Here is a 22,913-nt window from a genome sequence, read left to right as displayed (position 1 = left end):
GTTATTCTGGTTTAGGCAGGTATTCGTCAACATCCCCCAACTCTCCCAATTCTCCAATTTCCTCCAAATATTTAAAGGTTTTTTGGGCCTCTTCTTCATTTACCTTACTAATGGCAACTCCAACATGTACCAATACATAGTCATCCACCTCTGCATCTGGTAACATCTCCAAACTGGCTTCCTTTACGATGCCCCCAAAAGAAACTTTTGCCATGCGCACCATACCGCCATATTTGGTTTCAATACTCTTTATTTTTCCAGGAATCGCTAAACACATATTTTATTTTTAATATGTTGATAGTAACATAATTGACCAAACGAGATATTCTCATCGTTACTAGACAATATACGATTAAATCTTAATTTAATTTTTGATTTTTTGCCCAGGTAAACCAGTTTGCTGATGAGTAACGCATTTTGAAAAACCCCTCCACTACAGGCTACTTGTCTAAAATTGTTGTTTTTAGCCATCTTTATGATTACCAAAGCCAACGTATGAATAAAACTGTTCGCAATTTGTTCTCTGGACATCCCGGCAACCATGGATTCGTTCATTTTGGTGAGAATAGTCCTAATGTGGACCCATTCATATTTTTCACCCTCTAGGAAATCAATAAAATCTTTTCCTGTATATGTTTGTGCCAGATTCTCCAGAAGCATGGCAGCTTCTCCCTCGTATGTACTTATATCAATTAAATTGAGTAGGGAAGCAACCGCATCGAACAATCGCCCCACAGAGGAAGTTTTCAAGATATTTTTTTTGAGCATTTGATTGTATACCTTCCATTCCGTTTCAGAGAATTTATGTTTACATACATCAACTTCCTCTTTGTCAAGCATGGAAAAAAGGGACAATCTTGGTTCTTTTGCCATTTTATCAGAAGCCAGCCAATCAACATATTCAAAATGGGTCAGACGTTGCATGGTATATTTTTCATAAGAAAAAAACTCCCCGCCCCATATGGCTTGGTCGTCTCCCCACCCAGTACCGTCCCAGACAACGCCAAGAATTTTCTCTTCTGTACCAAATAGGTGATGCTCACCAAGAACGCTTGCAAAATGGGCTTTGTGATGCTGGACTGAGACAATGTTTGACTTCCAGGTTTCTGCAAGTTCCTCACCTATTATACTGCTTTGATAATTGGGGTGGGAATCTATTAGGATAGTCCTTGGTTCGGTTTCAAATAATTTACCAAATTGGAAAATGCTTTGGCCAAATCGATTGGTGACATCATAGTTGTCCAAATTACCAAAATACTGGCTTACGTAAATATTAGAATTCGGCACAAAGGTGAACGTACTTTTCAAATGAGCACCCATGGCCAAGATCTTGCTCATTTCGCCACCCGTTTTTTCCTGCTCCAAATAATTGGGTGCCAGCCCACGAGAACGCCTGTTTATGATTTTATGATTATCCGCGAATCGAATTACCGAATCATCTTGCGGAAAGGAAATCCTTAAATTATGGTGCAAAAAATAATCCACTACGTCAGAAAGTTTCTCAACAGCTTCCTTTTGATCGGCAATGATAGGGGACCCGTGAATATTTCCACTTGTGGCAACTATTGGAATATTTAATGAGTCCATTAAAAGTGTCAACAAAGATGACGAGGGCAGCATAACTCCCAACCGTTGTAATCCAGGTGCAATTTGCTCCCGTTTTAAATCTAATTTTCTTTTTTTCGGGTTTAAGATTACAATTGGGGCAACTGGGGACAATAGCATACCTTCTTCCTCACTTGTAACCTCAAAATCGGTTTTAATCCTATCCATGCTAGGGTATAATATCGCAAAGGGCTTTGACGGACGCTGCTTCCTCTCTCGAAGAAGTTCAATGGCCCGTGCATTGTTTGCATCACAACATATCAGGTAGCCATTGGTGTTTTTCAATGCGAGAATGCATCCCTTGCGAATCAAATCCGCAGCTTTTTGGATTATTTTTTCTTGATTGTCCTCAATATCCTTGCCCGTTGCGTCTTGCAATATCAGTTGTATGCCACAATCAATGCATGTATTGGTTTGTGAGTGAAACCTTCGGTATTCCGGATCACGGTACTCTTTGGTGCAGGCTGGGCACATGCCAAAATCATTGACGGTGGTATTTGTACGTTCAAAAGGATATTTATTGGTAACTGCATACCGGGGACCACAATTGGTGCATGTGGTAAAAGCATACCCATGTCGACGGTTGTTCTTCTCGCGAATTTCTTGTTTGCAAGAATCACAAACGGCAAAATCGGGTGTCAACGGGATATTGATTTGGTGCTCAGCGGTAGAGGCTATAATCTTGAAATCGATGAATTCCTGAAAAGGCACCTCACGAAAAGAATGGGATTGAATTTTTGAAACTCCCGGAGCTTCTTCCACTACATTCTTCAAAAAAGCATTTGCGGTTTTTGTGGTGGCATTGATAAAAATCAAAACACCGTTTTCATTGTTTCCGACCCTGCCCTTTAGACCAAACTTCTTTGCAAGTTTGTAAATGAATGGGCGAAAGCCCACTCCCTGTACCTGTCCTGTTATTGTAAGTTGAAAGGTTTGTGGCATGTAGGAGTCATCCCTTTTTATCCAGTACCTTTTTCAATAGCCAGTCGCACCATTCATCAATACCTTCTTCAGTAATAGAAGATATCTGTATTACCTCCAACTCGTGGTTTACTTCCCTAGCATCTTTGGTCACTGCCTCTACCGAAAAAGGAACATAGGGAAGCAGATCGGCCTTTGACACCAACATCATATCACTGGTCAAAAACATTTTGGGGTATTTTTTTGGTTTGTCATCCCCTTCAGTGGTGGCCATTAAAGTAACGCGATAGTCTTCCCCCAAATCAAAGGAAGACGGACAGACCAAGTTCCCGACATTCTCTATGAACAAAAGATCGATTTTCTCCAGATCAAACTGATCAAGCACCTGATGTATCATTTGGGCTTCCAAATGGCAAATGCCACCGGTAACAATTTGCAATGCCTGAATACCGGTTTGCCGAATGCGTTCTGCATCACGCTCGGTCTCCAAATCGCCCACCATTACCGCAATCTTGATTTTATTCTTTAGTTTCTCGGCCGTTTTTTGCATTAGGGTGGTTTTACCACTTCCGGCCGAAGAGGTTATGTTTACCAGAAGTGTTTTGGTCCTGGCCATTTCCTTTTTGATGATATCTGCCACAAAATCATTTGCCTTGAGCAAATTAATGTTGGTATTCTCACATTGTACCGTTCCACGTGCGGCCTTGGTCGATTTTTCTATCATAGCGCTTCTTTTTTAACTAATCTTCAAATTCTACTTTGTGTATCAACATTTCTTCTCCCTGAATGACATTTTTACAGGGTTTTTCACAGTTCGCACAAACAAACCGATAGTTCTTCACTTCTGTAATATGGTTGCAGATTTCGCATTGAATTTTCAATTCGGTCGATTCTATATGCAATTTAACATGATGATAGCCTGGATTTGTCATATGATAGGCACTATAGGCATTATGCAAGAGACGCGGTTCAATATTTGATAATATGCCGACTTTTAGGTGGATTGCCTTCATTTTATTTAATTTTTCCACTTCGAACTCTTGTTCCAGTGTGCGCATGATGCTATTAACTATGGATGTTTCGTGCATAAATTACATCTAAATTAAACTTTTCACTTTTTCCAATTCATCTAGGTGTTTTTTTGCTTGCATAATTAAGTTTTCATCCTCAATCAAGGTCTTTACTTCTTCTGCTTTGGACTTCATGGTTTCATACTTTTTCTTTTCCTCATCATTGTTTTCATTGTGGGTCAACCATGACAGTTCTAATTGATTCAACAGGGTCAAGGCCCTTTCAAAAGGGTAGGATTCTGCTGTTCGTACATTGAGTGCCTCCTCGAATAGTCCCCATGCCTTCTTGTAATTGTCATGAATCTTGGCCGGGGGAAAATACATTAGTGCAGTGGCATAGTTGTGACTGGCCATGGCATATTCATAAGGATATGCTTCTTTGGTATAAAAAGCCAGGACCTCTTTAAAGGAAGAAGCACAAAATGCCGTCCACATTGGTTTTTCTTCGGGACTCACGGGAATTTCCGAATAGATCAGGGCCAAATTGTGATGAATGTCGGCAAATTTCTGTGGATGGGTGTCACGCTTAAATATTTTAAGGACATCTTGAAAGGCATTGATGGCAGCCTTGTAGTACTGGGGGTTCCCATTTTTTGACCATGTATACAGAAGTATGGCCTTTTTTAAACCCGCTTCACCCAGAAACTCTGGAATATCTTCTTGTCTGAAAATCTGAATGGCCTTGTTGATCAATTCCTTTGATGTAATAAAATCTTCCTTAAAATTGGCCACTTCGGCAGCTTCGATCAACAAAAGACCAGCTTGCACATATAACCCTTTGTTCTCAAAATAATTTATACATTCCAATTGCGCATCATGTATGGTTTCCAGTTCTTGAACATCATAGGGTACTTGCAACTGCATCATTTGAATATTGGCCAAATGTATTTTCATTGCGGTTTTTGCATCATCAGAGATAGCGATTTCATAATGCTCTTGGGCTATTTGTTGGGCCAGGTCAACTTCACCGATATCCAAAAGGAAATTTAGGAAATGTTTTGCCGTGAAGACCTGCAACTCATCATTTTCTGTAGTTTTGATCGCATCAAAAAAGTGGTTCTTCAATAGGGTATGGTCCATTGGATTCTCCACAACTCCATAGTAGTTTACCATAACCCAGTTCATGGATGAAGTTTCTCTACAAAATGATAACATTTCTTCTGAGATTCCATATCCAAACTGCAAGTGGGTGGCAATCAAAAGGTGTTTGTACAAAATGGCTTCTTCAGAAATAAATTCAAAGGCTTTTTGATGGTTTCCCAACTTATAAAAAACCATTGCCAAGAGATTTTCCCTGGTAAATGACATTTTAGGAAATATATAGGGAGGTTCCAGATCGTACCAATCCAAGGGACTTATGATACCATTTTGATCTATCATCAAAATTTTAAGGTCTTGTATGGTATTATCATTCGTTGTTACAGAAACCAGTTCATCCAATCTTTCGATGGATACAACTAAATCCTGAACATCGTGGTATAAATCAGTTGTTGTTAAAATCGTAAGCATCCTTATCTAGTTTCTTTGTGCCTCTTGGGTCTTTGGCAGCGGTTTGCTGCATACTTCTACCGTAAATCTCAGCCAATTGTTTTGAGCGATAATCCCCGATAGTCTGTACAAGTACCTGATTTGGATCTTCGGTATTGATGAAGATCAACGAAACTTCCCAACGGCCTTTGACCGGGGTGACTTTGTACTGTACTTCGGCATTGATCAGCCAATCGTTCTTTTGGTTTGCCACTAAATGTTCACTTTTAGCAAATTGGTTTTTTGAATCACTTCATATTCCAAATCCCTATCCGTCATATCCAGATCATTGTCAATCAATAATTCACGAATTGCAAGTGTTCTATCACCTTTCAAGTTACGCGATTTTAATAAAAACTGTGCGGGCTTGTACATTTTAACAAACCATTGACTGGTCACGGGAGTAATGAGAATCTTGCCTTGTTCTTCAACATAAGTGACATATGCGAAGTTGATTTCCCCAAAAATGAGCTGAACCAATTCATTATCCAAACAGATATGTGATGTCTTCAAGGAGATTTTGGTACTCACGTAGGTATCGATTGATTTAAATCCTCCAAAATATGTTGTACAACCTTGTTTCCGGCTTCTTTTACCACATTACTTAAATTCACTTCCAATTTGGTGTTCTCTATTGCCACCAAATACACTTGGATATCCTTTGGGTATTCGTCTTGTAATATTTTTTTCGCGTATGAAAGTGCTTGATCCCATTTCATTCCATGTAGAAATACCATTGGGTCATCTTGGGGTGCTTTAATAACTTCCTCGGCCGGCACCTTAAACAAGGTGCCTACAGGTTCATCACTATTCAAAACGGCATCCACAAGGATAATTTTACTATGCCCCTTTAATCCAAAGAGCACTTCAAACGCTGCTGTTCCCATATCAAAAATGGTAACATTGTCCAATCCAGGAAGTTTCTCACGTAATTGTTCAATTACATATATGCCTATTGCATCATCACTGCGCACCGGGTTGCCAAAACCCATTATTGCCGTTTTCATGTATTCTTTATTTCTTTTAAATTAAAAAACTTTCCCAGAGTTGCCTCTCGGGAAAGTCTCCATCTAAATATTGTATCAAAGATTATAGCTTAAACCTAGATAATTCCACTCCGCTTTTTGCATCATGGGCATGAACGGTACATACTAGACACGAATCAAAAGAGCGTGCCACTATGCCCACTTCCACAGGGTCAAGGGGATCCTCAATCGTAGTGCCCATAAGAGCAGATTCTATGGGACCGGGATTATCGTTTCCATCTTGTGGACCAACATTCCATGTGGTTGGGGCCATTACCTGATAATTTTTGATAATGCCGTCTTTTATCTCAATCCAATGGGCCAACGAACCCCTGGCTGCTTCCGTTGCACCAAAACCTTTACCATCTTTCTCAACAGGCTTTATGTAAAACTCCCCATCCAGGTCTATTTCACTCAACCACTTATCAATCAGTGTATATAGTCGAGGTGCCTCATGGACCCGTGCCAATACCCTTGTAAATACACTTGGACCCAACTTTTGAATAATGTCTCCAAACAAGGGATCCTTAATCTGGTGGTCGAGATTATTGGGGTTTGCATTCATTACCACTCTGGCCAACGGACCTGCTTCCGCAGCATGTCCATCATAACGTGGTGCCTTTGCCCAACTGTATTGCGAATCAAAATTACTCTCGTGTAATGTTTGTGATTGAGCTGGCGTTGGAAGTGGTTCATCCCAAGGATGTAGACCATCTTCTTGATTGTTGTACCAAGAATGTTTCACATGTTCACTTACCTTCATGTGGTCGAACTCGTGGTAATTTTTTCCATCAAAGAAACCACTTGAAGATATGAGGGCTTTATTTCTGCCATCTATCGTGGGGGTGTTATAAAGATCTTTATGTAAGTATGTGCCAAATGCCAAAAACTTACCCACACCCTGACCAAACTTATCCAATCCGAATTCTTGTCCGGCCCGTATGAACAATCCCAAATCACTATTCCTGTGTGATTCATTTTCATCGACCCAGGCCAACATATCATCCCAAGTCTTAATCTCTAAATATCTTTCAATGGAACATCCCAGCCAAACAGGCTCAAGCCAATCATTCTTGAACTGGGTCATTATTGCATGGGCACGTGTTATATCTTTCAGGGTGGGCGCGCACATTACACCTCCTGGCACCATGTAGCTAGAATGCGGCCATTGTCCTCCGAACAGCGCATATACTTGAACCGGCAAACCACTTGCAGTCAAACCGATTTGGAATGTTTCCCCAACATATGCGGACCATCTTTTCACTACCTCTTTATAGAGTGGTTTATCTGCAAATTTCTTATTTGCCAAGTCAGTGGCAAAAATGGCATAAAACCATCTTGGTATACTTTGGATCGTTTCCGTCGCCTGACCTATTGCCCTTAACAACAATGCATTTGGGCTTAGCTGGGTTCCCCAAGCAGTATCCAGGGCTGATGATGCACAATATAGGTGCGATCCACCACAGATACCACAGATTCTAGGTGTAACAATAAGTCCCGATTGGGGGTCCTTGCCCGCCATTATTTTCTCAAACCCCCTGAACATTGCAGCTTGTGTATGGGCACGGGTCACTTTTCCGTTGTCGATATAGACTTTTACATCCAAATCACCTTCAACACGGCCAACTGGGGATATATTTAATTCTTTTACTGACATTTTATATCTTTTTCGTTGCTACTATTTTGAACCTTCGTGTACTCTTTGGTTTTTGGGCAATACCTTTTGGAAGCCAGCTTCAATATAATAAGCCAGTTTGGTTCTTCCGGTGGGAACTTCCTTGGGCAATACGCCTAAGTATTTCATGGTTTTGAAAACACTTCCCTTTTTCAGATCGTGATGGGGAAAACCAGGTTCCGTGCATCCCAAACAAGGATGATTTGCCCTTGTTTTACTGGATTGCCTGTTCCACAGGATATTGTTACAACTAGCGCGTGTCATAGGTCCTCGACAACCTACTTCATAAAACAAACAACCATGGCCACGCTGACCGAACCCTCCATCAACCTTTTGTGCAAAGTTGGTTACATTGGTACAACCATGTTGAACAAAATTGGTGAAGAATGTTTTGGGTCTATGATAATCGTCAATTTGCACATCCCCTATTCGTCCAACAGCTATGGCCACAAGAATTTGTGTTATCCAATCTGGGTGAGCAGGGCAACCGGGTATATTTATTACTGGCAATCCTCCTTTTGAAACATAATTGCCCCCTAAAAAACCTCCCTTTTTCTTTTTATGGAATTGCATTCCCGTAGATTCGCTGGGGTTTGGTGGTACGGCAGGTATTCCTCCCCATGTAGCACAATCCCCTATTGCCACTACATATCCAGCCACTTCAGACAGTTCCTTGATCCAGTCTTTCATTGGGCGGTCGGCAAAATAATTCATCGTGCCCGTATTATTTGGGCCCTGAATCAACGAGCCTTCATACACAAGTATATCCATTTGCACTTTTCCTGCAATGATATCCTTTAAAAGATCTTGCACCTGATCTCCAATTTGTAAACCTGTAGTTGGGTGCCACAAAATGTTAAGGCCGAAGTCAGTGATAAGTTCAACCACTGTGGGTTCTTCAGCATTCAAGAAAGACATTGTGTTTCCACTACATGCACCTCCTTGTAACCATAATACGTTAGCCATAATATTATTGGATATATTTTTTAAAGAACTGAAAATAAGAATATGATACTTATTTAACAAAATAATTATATTATTAAATGTTATTTAGACTTTTTACAAATAATATATCTGATATTATATTTTGCAACAGCAAATAATTATCAACTGTTTTGGCGAGCAAAACCGGGTTTTGCGCTGCAAGCGTCCCAAACCTTACCGAACTAATACTACTGAGCGAGGCAGGAAGCTAAATATCGTTCGGAAAGTATCTACAAGTTTTGAAGGGTACGTTTATAGTTTTCCAGCTCACCTTCCGTGATCTCCAGCTTCAAATAGGGCTTTCCGAAAGAAGGTTTTATCAAAGTGATGTGGTCCACAACATATTGGCTTTCCCTTTTGAGCATCCCCATTTTGTCCATCAACCTTTCATAGCGAATCCTGGGGACAGTAATCTCAATCTCGGGCTCCTTTTTTAATGGTCTTTGTTCCTTTCTTACCGGCTCATCCTTGATTTTTTGTTCGAGCAGGGCATGGAGAATGGCATTGGTCGGTTTGGTCTGTGTGATCTCTATGTCCCGAATGATGGCTATGGCCGCCTCCATTCGTTTACGGTTCTTTTGTATTTCATCCAGTATCCCTTTTGAGGACCTTTCCGATGGGTCAAATCCGTGCCACTGAAAAAAGTCCATCATCTTTTGCAGTGTCTCGGAATGGGATGGTGCCACCCGTTTTGAGAACTTTCGGAACCTATTCGCCACGCCGGTCTTGAGGTTGATTGTACTGTAACTGTACCTGTATTTTCCCTTTACTATCATTTTACATCAAACTTTTTCAGTGTTTATCTGTGTTTAGGAGGGGTTTGGCGCAAACTCTTCGATTCCCATTATTCTTTTGTTTATCCCCCATCCCTTTGTTCATGGGGATTTGCGGAGCAAAAATGGTATCGTGGCACCGGCTTGCCGTGCTACCCTCTCGCTTTTCCTTAATTCTTTTGCGTAGCAAAACAATTCGGAAAACATACCTGCCCTTCTTTGAGGCGGATTGGAACCATAATCTTTTAGCCTTTAAACCAAAAGCCCACCAATGGATACTCTGATCCACCGACGGGCCTTTCCTGTGACCTGACTTTCCCTATCAAACTAGTTGCCGTTCCAAATGGCTTATGAACCCAATCGGCCCTTTAACATCGTAACAGTTCAATTTTTAAGGATTCTTGATGTTTTTGCCAATTGTTCGGCATTCCTTTCAATGGAAACAAGCCGGTCCTCCAATAGTTCCATATCATTGCTGATCTTGCTCTCCAACACCCTGGCATAGATCTGGGTGGTCGAGAGCTTTGTATGTCCCAAGAGCTTGGAGACCGTCTCGATGGGCACACCGTTGGACAGGGTCACTGTTGTGGCAAAGGTGTGCCGTGCCACATGGAAGCTGATGTGCTTGTCGATTTTGCAGAGCTTGGCCACTTCCCGGATATACTTGTTCATTTTTTGGTTGGAGTACACAGGTAGGCAGCTTCTAGATGGAAGTTTATCATTGTACCTCTCCAAGATCTCAAGTGCCTTGGAGAGCAGGGGTACCCTTACCGGTTGCTGGCTCTTCTCCCTTCTGAGGAAAATCCATTTCTTGCCATCGATGCCCAAGACAATCTGGTCCCTGGTCAACTGTTTCATATCGATATAGGAAAGCCCCGTATAGCAGGCAAACACGAACATGTCCCTGCAGATTGACAGTGATTGTTTTTTGAGTTTGATTATCTCAAAGATTGAAAGCTCGGTTTTGGTAAGATAGCTCCGGTCAAATTTGGTGAACTTCAGGGAGTATCTCGAAAAGGGGTTCTTCGCCAGCCATTCAAGTTTCACCGCAAGGTTCATCAGTTTGTTGAGCCGTTCCAGGTGCTTCATTACCCCATTGTTGGTGATGGGTTTGCTGCTGATGGCATTCTTGGGGTTGCGCAGGTACCGCTCAAAATCAATGATGAAGCCGTACCTCAGTTTCTCCAGATGGATGTCCGTGGTCTTCAGTGAATGTTTCAGATAGTTCCCAAGGTAGGTCCTTGTGGTTTGGTAGTTCTTGAGCGTCCCCTCCTTGAGCACACTTTCCATCTTGTCCCCATGGTAGGACACAACGTCCATAAGGGTCCTTCCTCTGTCATCGTTGCCCAAGTATCTGGCCTTGACGGTCTGTGGATCAATGTATCCGCCTTCCATTACCAGTTCTTGGTGACAGTCATGGAGCCGTTGGCGAATTCTGTCCAGTTTGTGGTTCAGGGACCTGGCCCCATCGGACCTTCCCATCGCCCTGCTGGCCTTGCTGTCCCAGTTGTCAATTGGATAGCTGGTCCCCGTGCTGATCTCGGCCCTTTTTCCATCGATGGTGACCCTGGCATAGATCGGTGCCAGTCCATTTTTTGTCTTTGCCCTGTTCTGCCAGAGCAGTACCTTAAAAGTCTTCATCTTGCTTTCGTTTTGGGTTAATAAATCCTGTCAACGAAAGTCAGATCACAATAAAAGCCGGTCGCTTTCCTTAAAGATATGAAAAACGGGGTAAGCCTGAGGTAACCGAATAGGTCACTTTTTTTCATAAAAAAAAGCCAACCGAATGATTTCAACAAAAATTTAATCCATTGAAATCCATTAAGTTAGCTGTTCTTTGATATCGATTGATATCATTTTGGTCGGGATGACTGGATTCGAACCAGCGACCACACGCACCCCATGCGTGTACGCTACCAGACTGCGCCACATCCCGAAAACGGATTGCAAAAATATAAATTTTGATGATACTTCGTCAGGTATTTTGGGAAATTAGAAAGTAAAATATGATTTTACAATTCCCATTACCAAACCCTCTTGAAATTGATACTTAATCCAAGCTTATCTATTTTAAATGAAATGGAGCTTTGGGTTTAACGATAAAGCGTAAAATGCCCTACAAATTGCTGTTTCTCCCGATCATTAGCATAGACCACATACCAGTAATCTCCTGTGGGCAAAGGGTGTCCTTCATAATTACCGTCCCATTTTTTAACCTGATCCAATCGAGCCACTACCCTACCGTATCTATCATAGATAATTACCTCGATATTAGGGAAGAACTCTCTGTTCTGAGGGTACCAATTGTCGTTCAAGCCATCTCCATCAGGAGTAAAGAACGGAGGTAGTTCAGGCATTCCATCAAAATCAAACGGCATGACCAGATTGGCGACACAGCCATTTTGATCTCTTACCATAATGTTGATGTTTGCGTCTGAGTTGATGTTAAAGGTGTTGGTTTCACCATACGATTCTCCTTGAAAGAAATACTCGTAACCTCCAAATCCACCTGTAGCTATTGCTGTAATCTCGTTCGGTCCTGTTTTTGCGGCTTCCAATGTCAGCGGTTCATAGGCATCAATCTCAAACTCCACAAAGGTCACACACCCATTTTCATGGTAAATGTAGACAGTATGTTCCCCTGGAGGCAAGTCACCATAAGTCCTTTGTTCAGTTGCCAATTGTATATCCTCTACATCCAATGCAAACAACAGGTTAGGCAACAAGGACTGATCAGCTATTGCAATGGTCGTTGTACTGTTGGGGAAGATTCCTTCGCAGCCATATTCCACAATAGGTTCTGCCATCAATTCTATTCCTACTCCAATTTCTGCTACAACGCTGGTTTGACAACCATTGGCATCTCTTACAAAAACCACATAGGTCTCACCTCCTTGTAGATTATCAAAAAACATAGAGTCGTTTTGTACAAAATCAGCATCATCGGCAGAATTCACACTGGTAAAATAAGGAGCGGTTCCTCCGGAAACCTGTAAGGTCATGGTTCCATCTCCATCTCCCAAACAAATTTCAGGAGTTGTATTGGCTATTCCCGCAACCAATTCCATAGGCTGAGTGATTTCAACAGTTCTGGTGATGGTACAACCTAAATCGTCCTGGATGATGATATCATAAAATCTTGGAGCCAAATCTGTAAAAGTTTTTCTGTTTGGATTCATGGGGTCGTCTCCTTCAAAGAACTCACTAAGGGTATCGGAAATGGAATATCTGATCGCTCCGGTTCCACCGCTTGCTTCAATAATAATCTGTCCATTGGTATCACCAGCGCAAATTACTGGTACAGCTTCCAAGTATTCAAGTACCAAAGGTGGTTTGGGCTCTATCACAATGGGGTCGGAAATGGCCTCACATCCTCCACTTTGCGCATATACATAATATGTTCCGGGGCTAAGTTCTCTAAAGATCCCTGAACCTTGAGCTGGTCTAACCGTGTTACCAGTTGTTGGGTTAGGCGGTATATTGGAATTCAACAAGGTGTACACATAACTTCCTATACCTCCAAAGGCTTCAGACCGAATGATTCCTGTGGCCTCACCTGCACAATTGATTGTGGCGTTGGTCAAATCCAAAGCAATGACCAATGGAGCAGCCGGGTCCAATGAAATTTGATTTGAAAGCTCAAAGGGACATCCGTTGGAATTCTGCACATCATATTGGAACGGTCCCGGGTCAAGGGTAATATCAGCTGTGATTTCAACACTTGACAGTCCAGCACCAAAAGGAATAAATGGGTCTGCTGTACCTGATCTTCTGTAGAAATAGTCTACACCAAGCTCGGGATTTGTAACGGTCAGTTGCATTCTTCCCAAGTCACCACATCCTGGAGGCTGCAACTCAACCAATTCTGCCACCACAATTTCTGGGTCCTGAACCGTAATCGGAATAGTTGTGAAACTACAGTTCCATCCATCAAAGATGGTGATGGTGTATTCTCCTGCGGACAAGTTGGCAAAAGTGCCCGTTGTTTGAAGTCCACTATTGGTACCATCGGTAATCCTGTTCAACTGATACAGATAATTTCCTGGCCCTTGACCTCCCGTAACGTTGTATGCCTCTATGATTCCATCATTGTCGTTGTTACATCGTAATGGCTGAACAACCTGAATATCAGCACCAATTGGCGTAGGTAATGGCAGATTAACCGTAGTGCTGGATTCACATCCTCTTAAATCCCTAACATTTACCGTATAGTTCCCTGTGGAAAGATTCTGAAAAATTGGATTGGTATTAGGATAATCCACTAATACAGTTGTTCCATCAGGAGCAATCAATTGGTACTCATAAGTACCCCAGCCACCATCACCTGTTGCCGTAATTTCACCCAATCCTGGAACATTACAAGTAACCGGAGAGGTTTGAACGGCATTCACGGTAAGTGGTCTGTCCGGAGATCTTACGGTAACGACGTTACTCACCACATCACAGAAAGGCGAATCCAATGCCTCTACATGTACTATTAGATTTCCAGCAGGTAATCCCGTAATAATTTCAGGATTGTTGATTGGAGCATTGGTATCAAAACTTCCTGTGACACCTGTTGAGGTCTCAACTCCGGAGTTATCCCTAGAGAAAACCTCATAATTATAGGTCCCGCTATAATTGTTTATCTCCAAGCTTATCTGGCCATCATTTCCATTGAAACAGGTAACGGGCTGTACTTCCGCAATCAAGGCCTCGATTGTATTATATTCAGGCATATTGACCGTTGAAGTAAGATAGGTACATCCTCCACTGCCAATATCTGTTACGGCAAAAATATAGTCTCCAGGAGTTGAAATATCCCAAGTAACTCTATCCGTACCCGATGAACTTCTCGCCGGTTCAGAGCCAAGAGGAAGTATTTCCACTTCGTAATTGCCAGGTCCCTCGTTAACTATAATTTCAATGAATCCTGGGCTAACACCTGTTCCTGATGCGTCACAGGTAATCTGTCCTACATTATAGCTGAAGGTAATATCGGTTGGGGTATTTATGGTAACCGAAGCAGTATCTTCGCATCCATTTTGATCCCGTACTGTCAGTATAATAGTCTGGTCCGTTCCATTGTCAATAACCTCAAAGGTATTTCCTGTCTGAAAGTTGGTCCCATCAAATTGAGGTGTGCCATCATTCATACTATACGTGTAGGGTCCAGTTCCCGTTGCAATTCCCGTACCATCTCCATTGGTATCGGTAAAAATGGTAATGGTAGCCGTACTGAACTGATTACTTGCCGGATTACATGTAAATGCCGTACTAATGGCATTGACTTGCAATAAGGTGGGCTCACTGATAAGGATATCTCCCGAACGGTCCGTACATCCTCTATCTGAGACTACCTCAACTTGATACGTATCGGGAGCAAGGTTATCAAACACTGGTGATCCTTGTGGTCCGGCAAGAACTGTTGCGGAAGAACCATCGTATAAAACATAGCTCAAAGGGGTATCCGTATCACTACCCGGTTGAAGTTCAACCGAAATTGTTCCATTATCAGCCCCATTACAGGTAACATCAGTTCTTGGAGTAGCTGTAATCACAGGTGTATTCACCGTAGATACATTTACAATGGCCTCATCTGTACACAAGGGTGCAGTATTGGAGCTTAAATCGGTCACCAAAATGTTATAGTCTCCAGGCAATACCCCGTTGAACGTATTGGAGTTTTGCGCAGGTCCAATATTGGCCAACGTACCGGCATCTCTAAGTTGATATTCAAAGTTGCCACTACCTCCAGTAGTGTTCACCGTAATTACTCCATCTCCAGCATTACATGTTGGGAATGAAGTGGCGTCTGCCGTTATGGCAAAGAAATCAAAAACTTCTGCGTTCACGGTGTTGGTACATCCATTTCCGTCCCTAACGGTTATAACATAACTACCTGGGTTTGGAACAATGAAAGTGGTCCCGTTCTGGAATCCACTTCCAATGTCATATTGGAAGGTTTCTTCGGGCAATCCAGAGCCTGTAGTCAATGGTGACAGTACATTTATTTGGTAGCCACTGGTTGCAGTACATTGGTTAACCACATCAATGGTAGGATTGGGTACTCCTGCTTCTTGGGTAACCGTAAATGTGGTCAGTGCGGTACAACCATTTGCATCTTGAACATAGAAATCATAATCCGCAGGATATGGACCAGCTATTTCAAAGGTGGTATCAGGGGCAAAAACCGTAGGCGCCGATGCTCCATTTAGAACATAAGCATAGTTGAAAGGTGCGGTTCCACCAAAACCACGAACTGTGACCAAAGCACCTGCGTTACAGGTCGCTTCAACAAAGTTGTCTATTGTGATTGATGGGGAACTGAATCCGATAAATACCAAAGTGCTTCCACTACATCCGTTGGAATCATCCCTTACTATAATTTGATAATTTCCAGGGGCCAATCCTGTAAATGTAGCATTGTACGGAATAGCTTGACCTGTCAATGAAGTTGGTCCAGATTCGATGGCACCTGTATCCGTATTCTGCAAGGTGATTGTAAAATCTCCTGGAGCGGAAATTCCAGTAACCTCATAATCAATAGATCCACTTCCTGCAACATTACAGGATGCTGAAGTAGCGGTGGCAGCCACTGCAACCGGATTGATTGGGCCAATTGGGTCAATTTCTTCAATATAAGTACAGCCCAAAGCGTCCCTTACCTCTACGAAGTATGTAACGCTTGGAACTACTTGTCCGGTGAAATCATAAATATCACCACCCGGTCCTGTTCCAGGTTGAAAAATTGGATCTCCCACTAACCTGAACTCATAAGGTCCCGTTCCGCCGGTAGCTTGAACACGATAAGGAAATGCAGTATCCGAGCATAATGCAGGGTCCGCATCTAATGGGATCAAGTCTAAGGTATTCTGGTCAATAACCACATCGTCACGGTCTTCACAACCTTGGGCATCAGTGGTAACAATGGTATAATTTCCCATTGGAAGATTAGGGAAATTAACCGTAGTACTTCCGGTTCCCATGGAAGAAGCCACCAAATTTCCTGCTACATCCAACAAAACATAGTCAAAAGGAGCAACTCCGTTGTTTATAGTTGTGGAAATAGATCCATTGACAGCACCTGCCGCACATACCGCATCTACAGGGGTAACCGTAGCATCCAATGGGGCGCTGGCTGCAATAGTAACCGAATACGCTGGGCTTACACACCCTCTGCTATCTCTAATTACAAATCCTCCATGAGTTCCTGGGCCATATCCTGAAAATATGTTCTGCGTGCTGAATGTGGCACCATTATCATTACTGAATTCGTAAGGAGGGATACCTTGCATAGTATCTGGAATCAACTCTACTATTCCACTGGTATTGTCACCACATTGGGTATCCGTTCCTACCACGGAACCGGCTATGGTTTCAGGAGGGGAGATAGTGACCGTGTTAGATTCGGTAGTACAACCTCTACTATCCGTTACCAAAAATTGATACGTAGTATCTGAAATGATAGAACCATCGTTTGGAATACTATAAACAAAGGAGTTACCAGTGATATTGTTATTATTTGAAGTATAGGGAGCTCCATTGATGCTTACCTCATAAATGTCATAATCTCCACCAGAAGTATATCCATTACTTATGTTCACCTGAATTTGCGCAGGAGGTCCAGCACAATCCAATTCTTGGATAATAGTAGCATTGGCAATAACCTGGGGCTCGATAGTAGCAGTTACGGTATCTCGACAATCATTTGCATCCACAACCTCAATGGTATAGGTGCCCGGTGTTAGGCCGGAAAAACTATTACTTGCCCCTAATGTTCCACCATTGATCCTATACTGATATGGTGCTGCACCCAAGGCTGCATTGACCACTAAAGTGGCTGCTGTAAAGTTGTCGTAGCAAAAGTCTGATGCTCCGTTATCCAATGTGAGGACGGGCGCATCCAATCGGGTCAAGGTAAAGCTATCCGTTACCGTACAGCCATTTGCATCTGTAACACTCACCTGATAGAGTCCATCTTGCGAAAGATTGGAGAACACATTTCCATTTTTTGGTCCCCTTGTGGAGGCATCAGGTTGTGTAAGGGTGTATCTATTTCCGCCCCATCCACCTACGGTGTTAATGCGAACCGCTCCAATATTTCCATTTTGACAGCTCATGGCCGTAACATCCAAACTAGCAATGGCAAATGCAGTGGAAGGTTCTTCAATAACCAAAGTAGAGGTGTCGGTACAATTGGTTTCCTCATCAGTAACGGAAATCACATAACTACCTGCTGCCAATCCCGTAAGAGGAATTATACTACTGTTTTGACCAGTGAATACAGGTCCTCCATCTATGCTATAGCTGTAGGTGGTGTTAAATCCATCTACTAAATAACGACCTTCACCATCGGTATCTCCAACACAAGTTACTACCCTGGTCTGTTGGGCCTGTACACCAATGGAACTGATATCGGTAATGGCATAGTTCTCATCGTACGAGCATCCTTCATTATCGGTAACTCTAAAGGTATAAGTTCCCAAACCAAGCCCAGTAAAGGTATTGTTGTTCCCGTTGTTAACAGCACTAGAAGCTGGAGCAATGATTTCATAAGTATACGGAGCTGTTCCTCCGGTAACCGCAAGTCCAACAGAAGCTGTTGTGTTTATACAATCTAAACTTGATATGGTAAAAGCCAGATCTGTGGGCTTATCCAAGGCATTGAATACAATGTCCGGCAAAGGTTGTACACAACCATTAGCATCCCTGATCAAAGGGGTATAGGTTCCTACACCCAGGTTAGGAAAAACGGGGTTGGTCCCAAAACCAGCACCTATACTGAATTCGTAAGGTGCAGTACCTCCAGAGATTCCTGATATCGTAATCTGACCTCCATTTTCGTTGATACAGGTTGGTGCTGAATCTGGGGTGGCGGTACCAGTTATGGTCGATGGAGTTCCAATAGTTGCTGTTTGGGGAGTTGTGGTACAGGTGAAAGAATCCTGTTCGTATCGCAGTACCACATCATATGTTCCCGGAGCCAGATTTGAAAAGACATTGCTCACCTGATAGTTGGTCCCATTATCAATGCTGTATTCTATTTCATATCCAAACCCGTTGGTAACATTTATGGTGATTCGTCCATCATTAGCGCCCCCACAATTGGCATCTTCAGGGGTTATGTTGAAAACTGGAGGTGGAATATCCTGAACATCTACCGAAGCGCTTCGTTGACAACCATTGGCATCTTCCACAAGAATGGCATAGGTCCCAGCAGTGGTAACTGCAAAAGTGGTAGATCCAGTATATGTGGAACTGAACGGACCGCCATCAACACTATAACGATAAGGTGCTGTACCACCAGAGGTACTTAGGTTAACGTCAACCGAAGCAGCACCACATCCAAAACTATCCGAAGCTGTTGCTGAAACATCCAATGGGCTTATGCCATTACCAATTTCAATGGGGTCGCTGTTAACATCAAGGGTTATTGTTTCAGAACAGTCATTGGTATCCACCCGAATGTTATAAATTCCTGGGCTAACATTCGCAAAAGTGTATGTATCCGAAGCATTGGGTCCAAAAGTATCTACGGTGATTCCATTTTTCACCAATCGATAGGTGTAGAATCCAGGAACTCCAGAAACCTGCACATCTATACTACCCAATTGTCCGCTACATAGTATATCGTTGGCAGTAACGTCCACATTAATATTCAAGTCATCAACTGTGAGTGTGTTGGATGGAAATACACATGCACTAGCTGAAACATTTTTCAACCTCACATAGACTCTATAGTCTCCTGGAGCAGTGATATCAAAGAAAGGATCATCTTGATATGGTCCCGCTGGACTATTCAAACTATACTCATAACCAGCCGGAACATTAGTTACCTCTACCCTACCTGGGTTTCCACAAATGATATCCTCCTTAATCAATTGGGGATCCAACGGATTCAGAGTTGATTTAAAATAGAAGTATTGACCTGAATCTACACGAACCCGGAATTCACCAGCAGTAGATAGGTTAAAAGTTGAGCCAGTACCCACCGTATTCCAGGTACAGGATGCATTGATCGTAGGGCAATCATCCACTACTGTTGGCGCGCAGGTATTGGTATCCAGTTGCTGCCATTCATAGGAGCTTCCAGACTGACTTAAGGTTATTGTACGAATATCACTGGTACCACATAGAAAGAATTTGGCCAAAGTACTACCATCATTGGGGCAAACCACTTCTTCGTTTGCGCCTTGGATGATGGTCATGAACATAGCACTACTTGCCGTAAATACCACATCAGTTTCATTAACTGAAGTAATATTTTTTTTAGGTGCTATGGCCTTTTCTGTATGCGGTTCTGAAAACGAGGAAACAATATTGGAGAGCAACCGATTGACCTCTGTTTTTGCTAATACCGTGGAACAGAATATTGATATGAACACCAACAACACGGCATATAGCAAATGCCTTGTTTTTTTTGGTAGCATAGGTTAAGTCTTGTTTTGAGAGAATACGCAGATTTGGGACCTTTATATTCTTAATAGTAATTATCTAAACTTATAATTTCTCTTTATCTTTCGATCACAAGTGACCGAGTAATTCATCTATTAAATCTATAATTTCAACGTTAAATTATGAAAAAAAGTGTTCTCCTTCCTTATTTTTTCGTTGTAATGCTAAGTACATCCTGTGCCCAGAAATCCGATTCGGGCATAAAAACTCCCCAAAATATTGATTTTACTGTAGAAAAGGTTGTTGGAGACATCCAAAACCCGTGGGGCATGGCCTTTCTTCCAGATGGTAGTATTTTAATTACAGAAAAAGCAGGAAAAATTATTCATTTCAAAGCGGGTAAGTTAACTGAAATAGGAAATCTTCCAGAAATTTATGTCAGAGGGCAAGGTGGATTGATGGATATTGAGTTACATCCCAACTATACTGATAATGGTTGGCTGTACCTTTCCTTCTCATCTTCTAAAGGCGATGGCAAAGGTGGAAATACTGCGATTATGAGAGCACGATTGTCCAATGGCAATCTAGCAGACAAACAATTACTGTACAAAGGTGAACCCAATACCACCAAAGGTCAGCATTTTGGTTCTAGGTTGGAATTTGATAATGAAGGCTATCTCTATTTTTCCATCGGAGATCGAGGAAACAGGGATGTCAATCCTCAAGATGTTACCAAGGATGGCGGCAAGATATATCGCATCCAGGATGATGGGAGCATTCCAAAAGACAATCCTTTTGGAAGTAAATCCTCAGATAAAGCAGCTATTTTCAGTTATGGACACAGAAATCCCCAGGGGTTGACCAAACATCCGCTAACGGGTCAGATTTGGGAACACGAGCATGGTCCAAGAGGTGGGGACGAAATCAATAAAATCCAAAAAGGAAAAAACTATGGATGGCCAGTGATAACCTACGGCATCAATTATAGTGGAACCAAAATCACCGATGAGACATCAAAACCTGGTATGGAACAGCCGGTGTACCAGTGGACTCCTTCCATTGCTCCCAGTGGAATGACATTTGTAAACTCCGATAAATATCCCAAGTGGAAAGGCAATCTGCTTGTGGGCAGCTTGGCCTTTCAATATTTAGAGCGATTGATTCTTGAGAACGATAAAGTGGTCTACCGCGAAAAATTATTGGATGGTATGGGACGGGTCCGTAATGTTAGACAAGCTCCTGATGGGTATATTTATGTTGGTATAGAAGGAAAGGGAATTTATAGAATTGTCCCTAAGTAACCTGTTACCGGAAAGCATCAATGGCTTGTTTTACAGAGCCATACTTTTTTAGAGCTTTCTCAGCTTCTTCATAATCCATGCCCAATTCTTCCACTAGGTAGCGCGTACCTCGGTCTACCAATTTGGTGTTGCTCAATTGCATGTTCACCATTTTGTTCCCTTTTACACGCCCAATTCGTATCATGAGGGCCGTAGAAATCATATTGAGCACCAATTTTTGACTGGTTCCACTCTTCATTCGGGTGCTTCCTGTAACAAATTCTGGCCCAACAACAATTTCAATGGGAATATCAGAATTGGCGGCAAGCGGAGACCCTGGATTATTGGTAATTCCTGCAGTCAACACCCCATTTTTCTTTGCATCTTCAATACCTCCGAGAACATAAGGCGTAGTTCCTGAAGCGGCAATTCCCACTAAAACATCATTGGAATTTATGTCATGCTCCAATAAATCTTTCCAAGCCTGTTCTGTATCATCCTCGGCAAACTCAACGGCTTTTCTAATGGCATTGTCCCCCCCAGCTATCAAACCAATAACCCGCTCGTGGGGCATTCCATAGGTCGGAGGAATTTCAGAGGCATCCAAAATTCCCAATCTTCCGCTGGTTCCAGCTCCTATATAGAATAGCCTTCCCCCGTCTAAAAATCGTTTTACCGTACAATCTACCAGTTTCTTGATTTGCGGGATTACCTGGGCAACAGCATCTGCAATTTTTTGGTCTTCCCTATTGATGCTTTCCAAAATGGTGCTGGTGTCCATTTTCTCCAAATTCTCGTAATTTGAAGGCTTTTCTGTGATTTTTTTATAATCCTTTTGCATTATAAAAGATGAATCTCTTGGTTTCTAAAAAGATTAAGAAGGTTATTATTGGGGTCTAACTCCGTAATCAAAGTATTTATTGCGTTGATATTGCATGTTTTAAATCGATGCTGCGAATTTAGCTTTTCAGATATACATAAAAGCACTGTCTTTTTTGAGGCCTTGATCACAGCCTTTTTAACCTGTACAATATTCCAATCGAACTCCGTAAGTCCATAAATTGAATCAACATATCCCGTACCAATAAAACCGTAATCCACCTTGATTTCGGATAATTGGTTAATGGTACTTGCGCCAACCGAAATTTGGGAGTCCGGTGAAATCTCCCCACCTATAAAAACCACCTTTACATTGGGTTTGGCAAGGAGTTCCATGGCCACAGGTAAACTTAATGTGAAACATGTCAAATTCAAATTTTCAGGAATTTGTGCCGCCAATTCAAGACATGTGGTACCGCCATCAATAAAAATGACATCGCCATCCTTTAACATTCCAACTGCCTTGGCAGCAATCATCTCCTTTTTATCTTGGGCGTAAATGTTGGTGTTCCTAACAGTTGAGTTGGTAAATCCAAGCGATATAGCGCCCCCATGGACTTTTCTCAGCTTGTTTTCACCATCCAGTTCTTTAACATCCCGGCGCACCGTATCTATGGAAACATCCAGCATTTCTGCTATATCTGTTAGCAAAACCTTGTTATGAAGCGCTACTTCATTTAAAATAATATGCTGTCTTTCTTCCTTAAGCATCCAATAATATGCCTCTTTAAATCAGCAGCAAATATATAAAAATAATCAGCATGCCATTTTATTCCGTTTTTGTTTCTTAAACATCA

The 22,913-nt window shown here is 42.1% G+C and carries 16 protein-coding genes and 1 tRNA gene; 1 reads left to right on the top strand and 16 read right to left on the bottom strand.

Translation table 11 applies throughout. The annotated features are described in order from the left end of the window. Position 1: 1 nt before the first annotated feature. The 14 genes from DX873_RS02805 to DX873_RS02735 all read right to left on the bottom strand — a co-directional run bounded on the left by DX873_RS02805 (position 2) and on the right by DX873_RS02735 (position 19,992). Positions 2-277 carry a HypC/HybG/HupF family hydrogenase formation chaperone gene (locus DX873_RS02805; RefSeq protein WP_116183001.1) on the bottom strand — a complete coding sequence of 92 codons (276 nt, stop codon included), beginning with the start codon at positions 275-277 and terminating at the stop codon, positions 2-4. Further along, positions 268-2,547, bottom strand: coding sequence for a carbamoyltransferase HypF (gene hypF, locus DX873_RS02800; protein WP_116183000.1), 2,280 nt, complete (start codon positions 2,545-2,547; stop codon positions 268-270). Before hypF ends, DX873_RS02805 begins: the two co-directional genes overlap by 10 nt. Positions 2,548-2,554: 7 nt before the next feature. Further along, on the bottom strand, positions 2,555-3,250 hold the full coding sequence (gene hypB, locus DX873_RS02795) for a hydrogenase nickel incorporation protein HypB (protein WP_116182999.1): 696 nt from the start codon (positions 3,248-3,250) through the stop codon (positions 2,555-2,557). A 16-nt stretch (positions 3,251-3,266) separates the two neighbouring features. Further along, the gene (locus DX873_RS02790) at positions 3,267-3,614 is read right to left on the bottom strand and encodes a hydrogenase maturation nickel metallochaperone HypA/HybF (protein WP_116182998.1); all 348 of its coding nucleotides are present in this window, start codon (positions 3,612-3,614) and stop codon (positions 3,267-3,269) included. Between the two features lie 9 nt (positions 3,615-3,623). Continuing rightward, positions 3,624-5,105, bottom strand: coding sequence for a hypothetical protein (locus tag DX873_RS02785; RefSeq protein ID WP_147296592.1), 1,482 nt, complete (start codon positions 5,103-5,105; stop codon positions 3,624-3,626). Next, positions 5,080-5,337, bottom strand: coding sequence for a hypothetical protein (locus tag DX873_RS02780; protein ID WP_116182996.1), 258 nt, complete (start codon positions 5,335-5,337; stop codon positions 5,080-5,082). Before DX873_RS02780 ends, DX873_RS02785 begins: the two co-directional genes overlap by 26 nt. Continuing rightward, complete coding sequence (locus DX873_RS02775) at positions 5,337-5,654, bottom strand: hypothetical protein (RefSeq protein WP_116182995.1); 318 nt, start codon at positions 5,652-5,654, stop codon at positions 5,337-5,339. Before DX873_RS02775 ends, DX873_RS02780 begins: the two co-directional genes overlap by 1 nt. Then, a complete protein-coding gene (locus tag DX873_RS02770; RefSeq protein ID WP_116182994.1) occupies positions 5,651-6,130 on the bottom strand; it encodes a hydrogenase maturation protease in 480 nt (159 codons plus the stop codon). The genes DX873_RS02775 and DX873_RS02770 overlap by 4 nt, the downstream gene beginning before the upstream one ends. Positions 6,131-6,212: 82 nt before the next feature. Then, entirely contained in the window at positions 6,213-7,805 is a 1,593-nt protein-coding gene (locus DX873_RS02765; RefSeq protein WP_116182993.1) for a nickel-dependent hydrogenase large subunit, read from the bottom strand. 21 nt (positions 7,806-7,826) lie between these two features. Further along, on the bottom strand, positions 7,827-8,789 hold the full coding sequence (locus DX873_RS02760; protein WP_116182992.1) for an NADH-quinone oxidoreductase subunit B family protein: 963 nt from the start codon (positions 8,787-8,789) through the stop codon (positions 7,827-7,829). 248 nt (positions 8,790-9,037) lie between these two features. Continuing rightward, entirely contained in the window at positions 9,038-9,583 is a 546-nt protein-coding gene (locus DX873_RS02755) for a BfmA/BtgA family mobilization protein (RefSeq protein WP_116182991.1), read from the bottom strand. Positions 9,584-9,964: 381 nt separating this feature from the next. Continuing rightward, positions 9,965-11,221: a site-specific integrase gene (locus tag DX873_RS02745; RefSeq protein WP_116182989.1), complete on the bottom strand. Its 1,257-nt coding sequence runs from the start codon at positions 11,219-11,221 to the stop codon at positions 9,965-9,967. Positions 11,222-11,439: 218 nt separating this feature from the next. Beyond that, positions 11,440-11,516: transfer RNA gene (locus tag DX873_RS02740), tRNA-Pro, on the bottom strand. Positions 11,517-11,673: 157 nt separating this feature from the next. Further along, positions 11,674-19,992 carry a T9SS type B sorting domain-containing protein gene (locus tag DX873_RS02735; protein ID WP_116182988.1) on the bottom strand — a complete coding sequence of 2,773 codons (8,319 nt, stop codon included), beginning with the start codon at positions 19,990-19,992 and terminating at the stop codon, positions 11,674-11,676. Positions 19,993-20,139: 147 nt separating this feature from the next. Here DX873_RS02735 and DX873_RS02730 point away from each other — a divergent pair, with 147 nt between their 5' ends. Further along, a complete protein-coding gene (locus DX873_RS02730; RefSeq protein WP_116182987.1) occupies positions 20,140-21,258 on the top strand; it encodes a PQQ-dependent sugar dehydrogenase in 1,119 nt (372 codons plus the stop codon). A 4-nt stretch (positions 21,259-21,262) separates the two neighbouring features. Here the strand turns inward: DX873_RS02730 and murQ are convergent, their stop codons facing one another. Together murQ and DX873_RS02720 are read right to left on the bottom strand one after the other, a co-directional pair. Continuing rightward, complete coding sequence (gene murQ / locus DX873_RS02725; RefSeq protein WP_116182986.1) at positions 21,263-22,078, bottom strand: N-acetylmuramic acid 6-phosphate etherase; 816 nt, start codon at positions 22,076-22,078, stop codon at positions 21,263-21,265. Continuing rightward, a complete protein-coding gene (locus DX873_RS02720; protein WP_116182985.1) occupies positions 22,078-22,827 on the bottom strand; it encodes a DeoR/GlpR family DNA-binding transcription regulator in 750 nt (249 codons plus the stop codon). The genes murQ and DX873_RS02720 overlap by 1 nt, the downstream gene beginning before the upstream one ends. Positions 22,828-22,913 lie beyond the last annotated feature (86 nt).

The sequence above is a fragment of the Flagellimonas nanhaiensis genome (genome assembly GCF_003382275.1).
In the GTDB taxonomy this organism is placed as follows: Bacteria; Bacteroidota; Bacteroidia; order Flavobacteriales; family Flavobacteriaceae; genus Flagellimonas; species Flagellimonas nanhaiensis.
The sequence above is the reverse complement of the archived record's forward strand: the minus strand, read 5'-3'. Positions and strand labels throughout refer to the sequence as shown.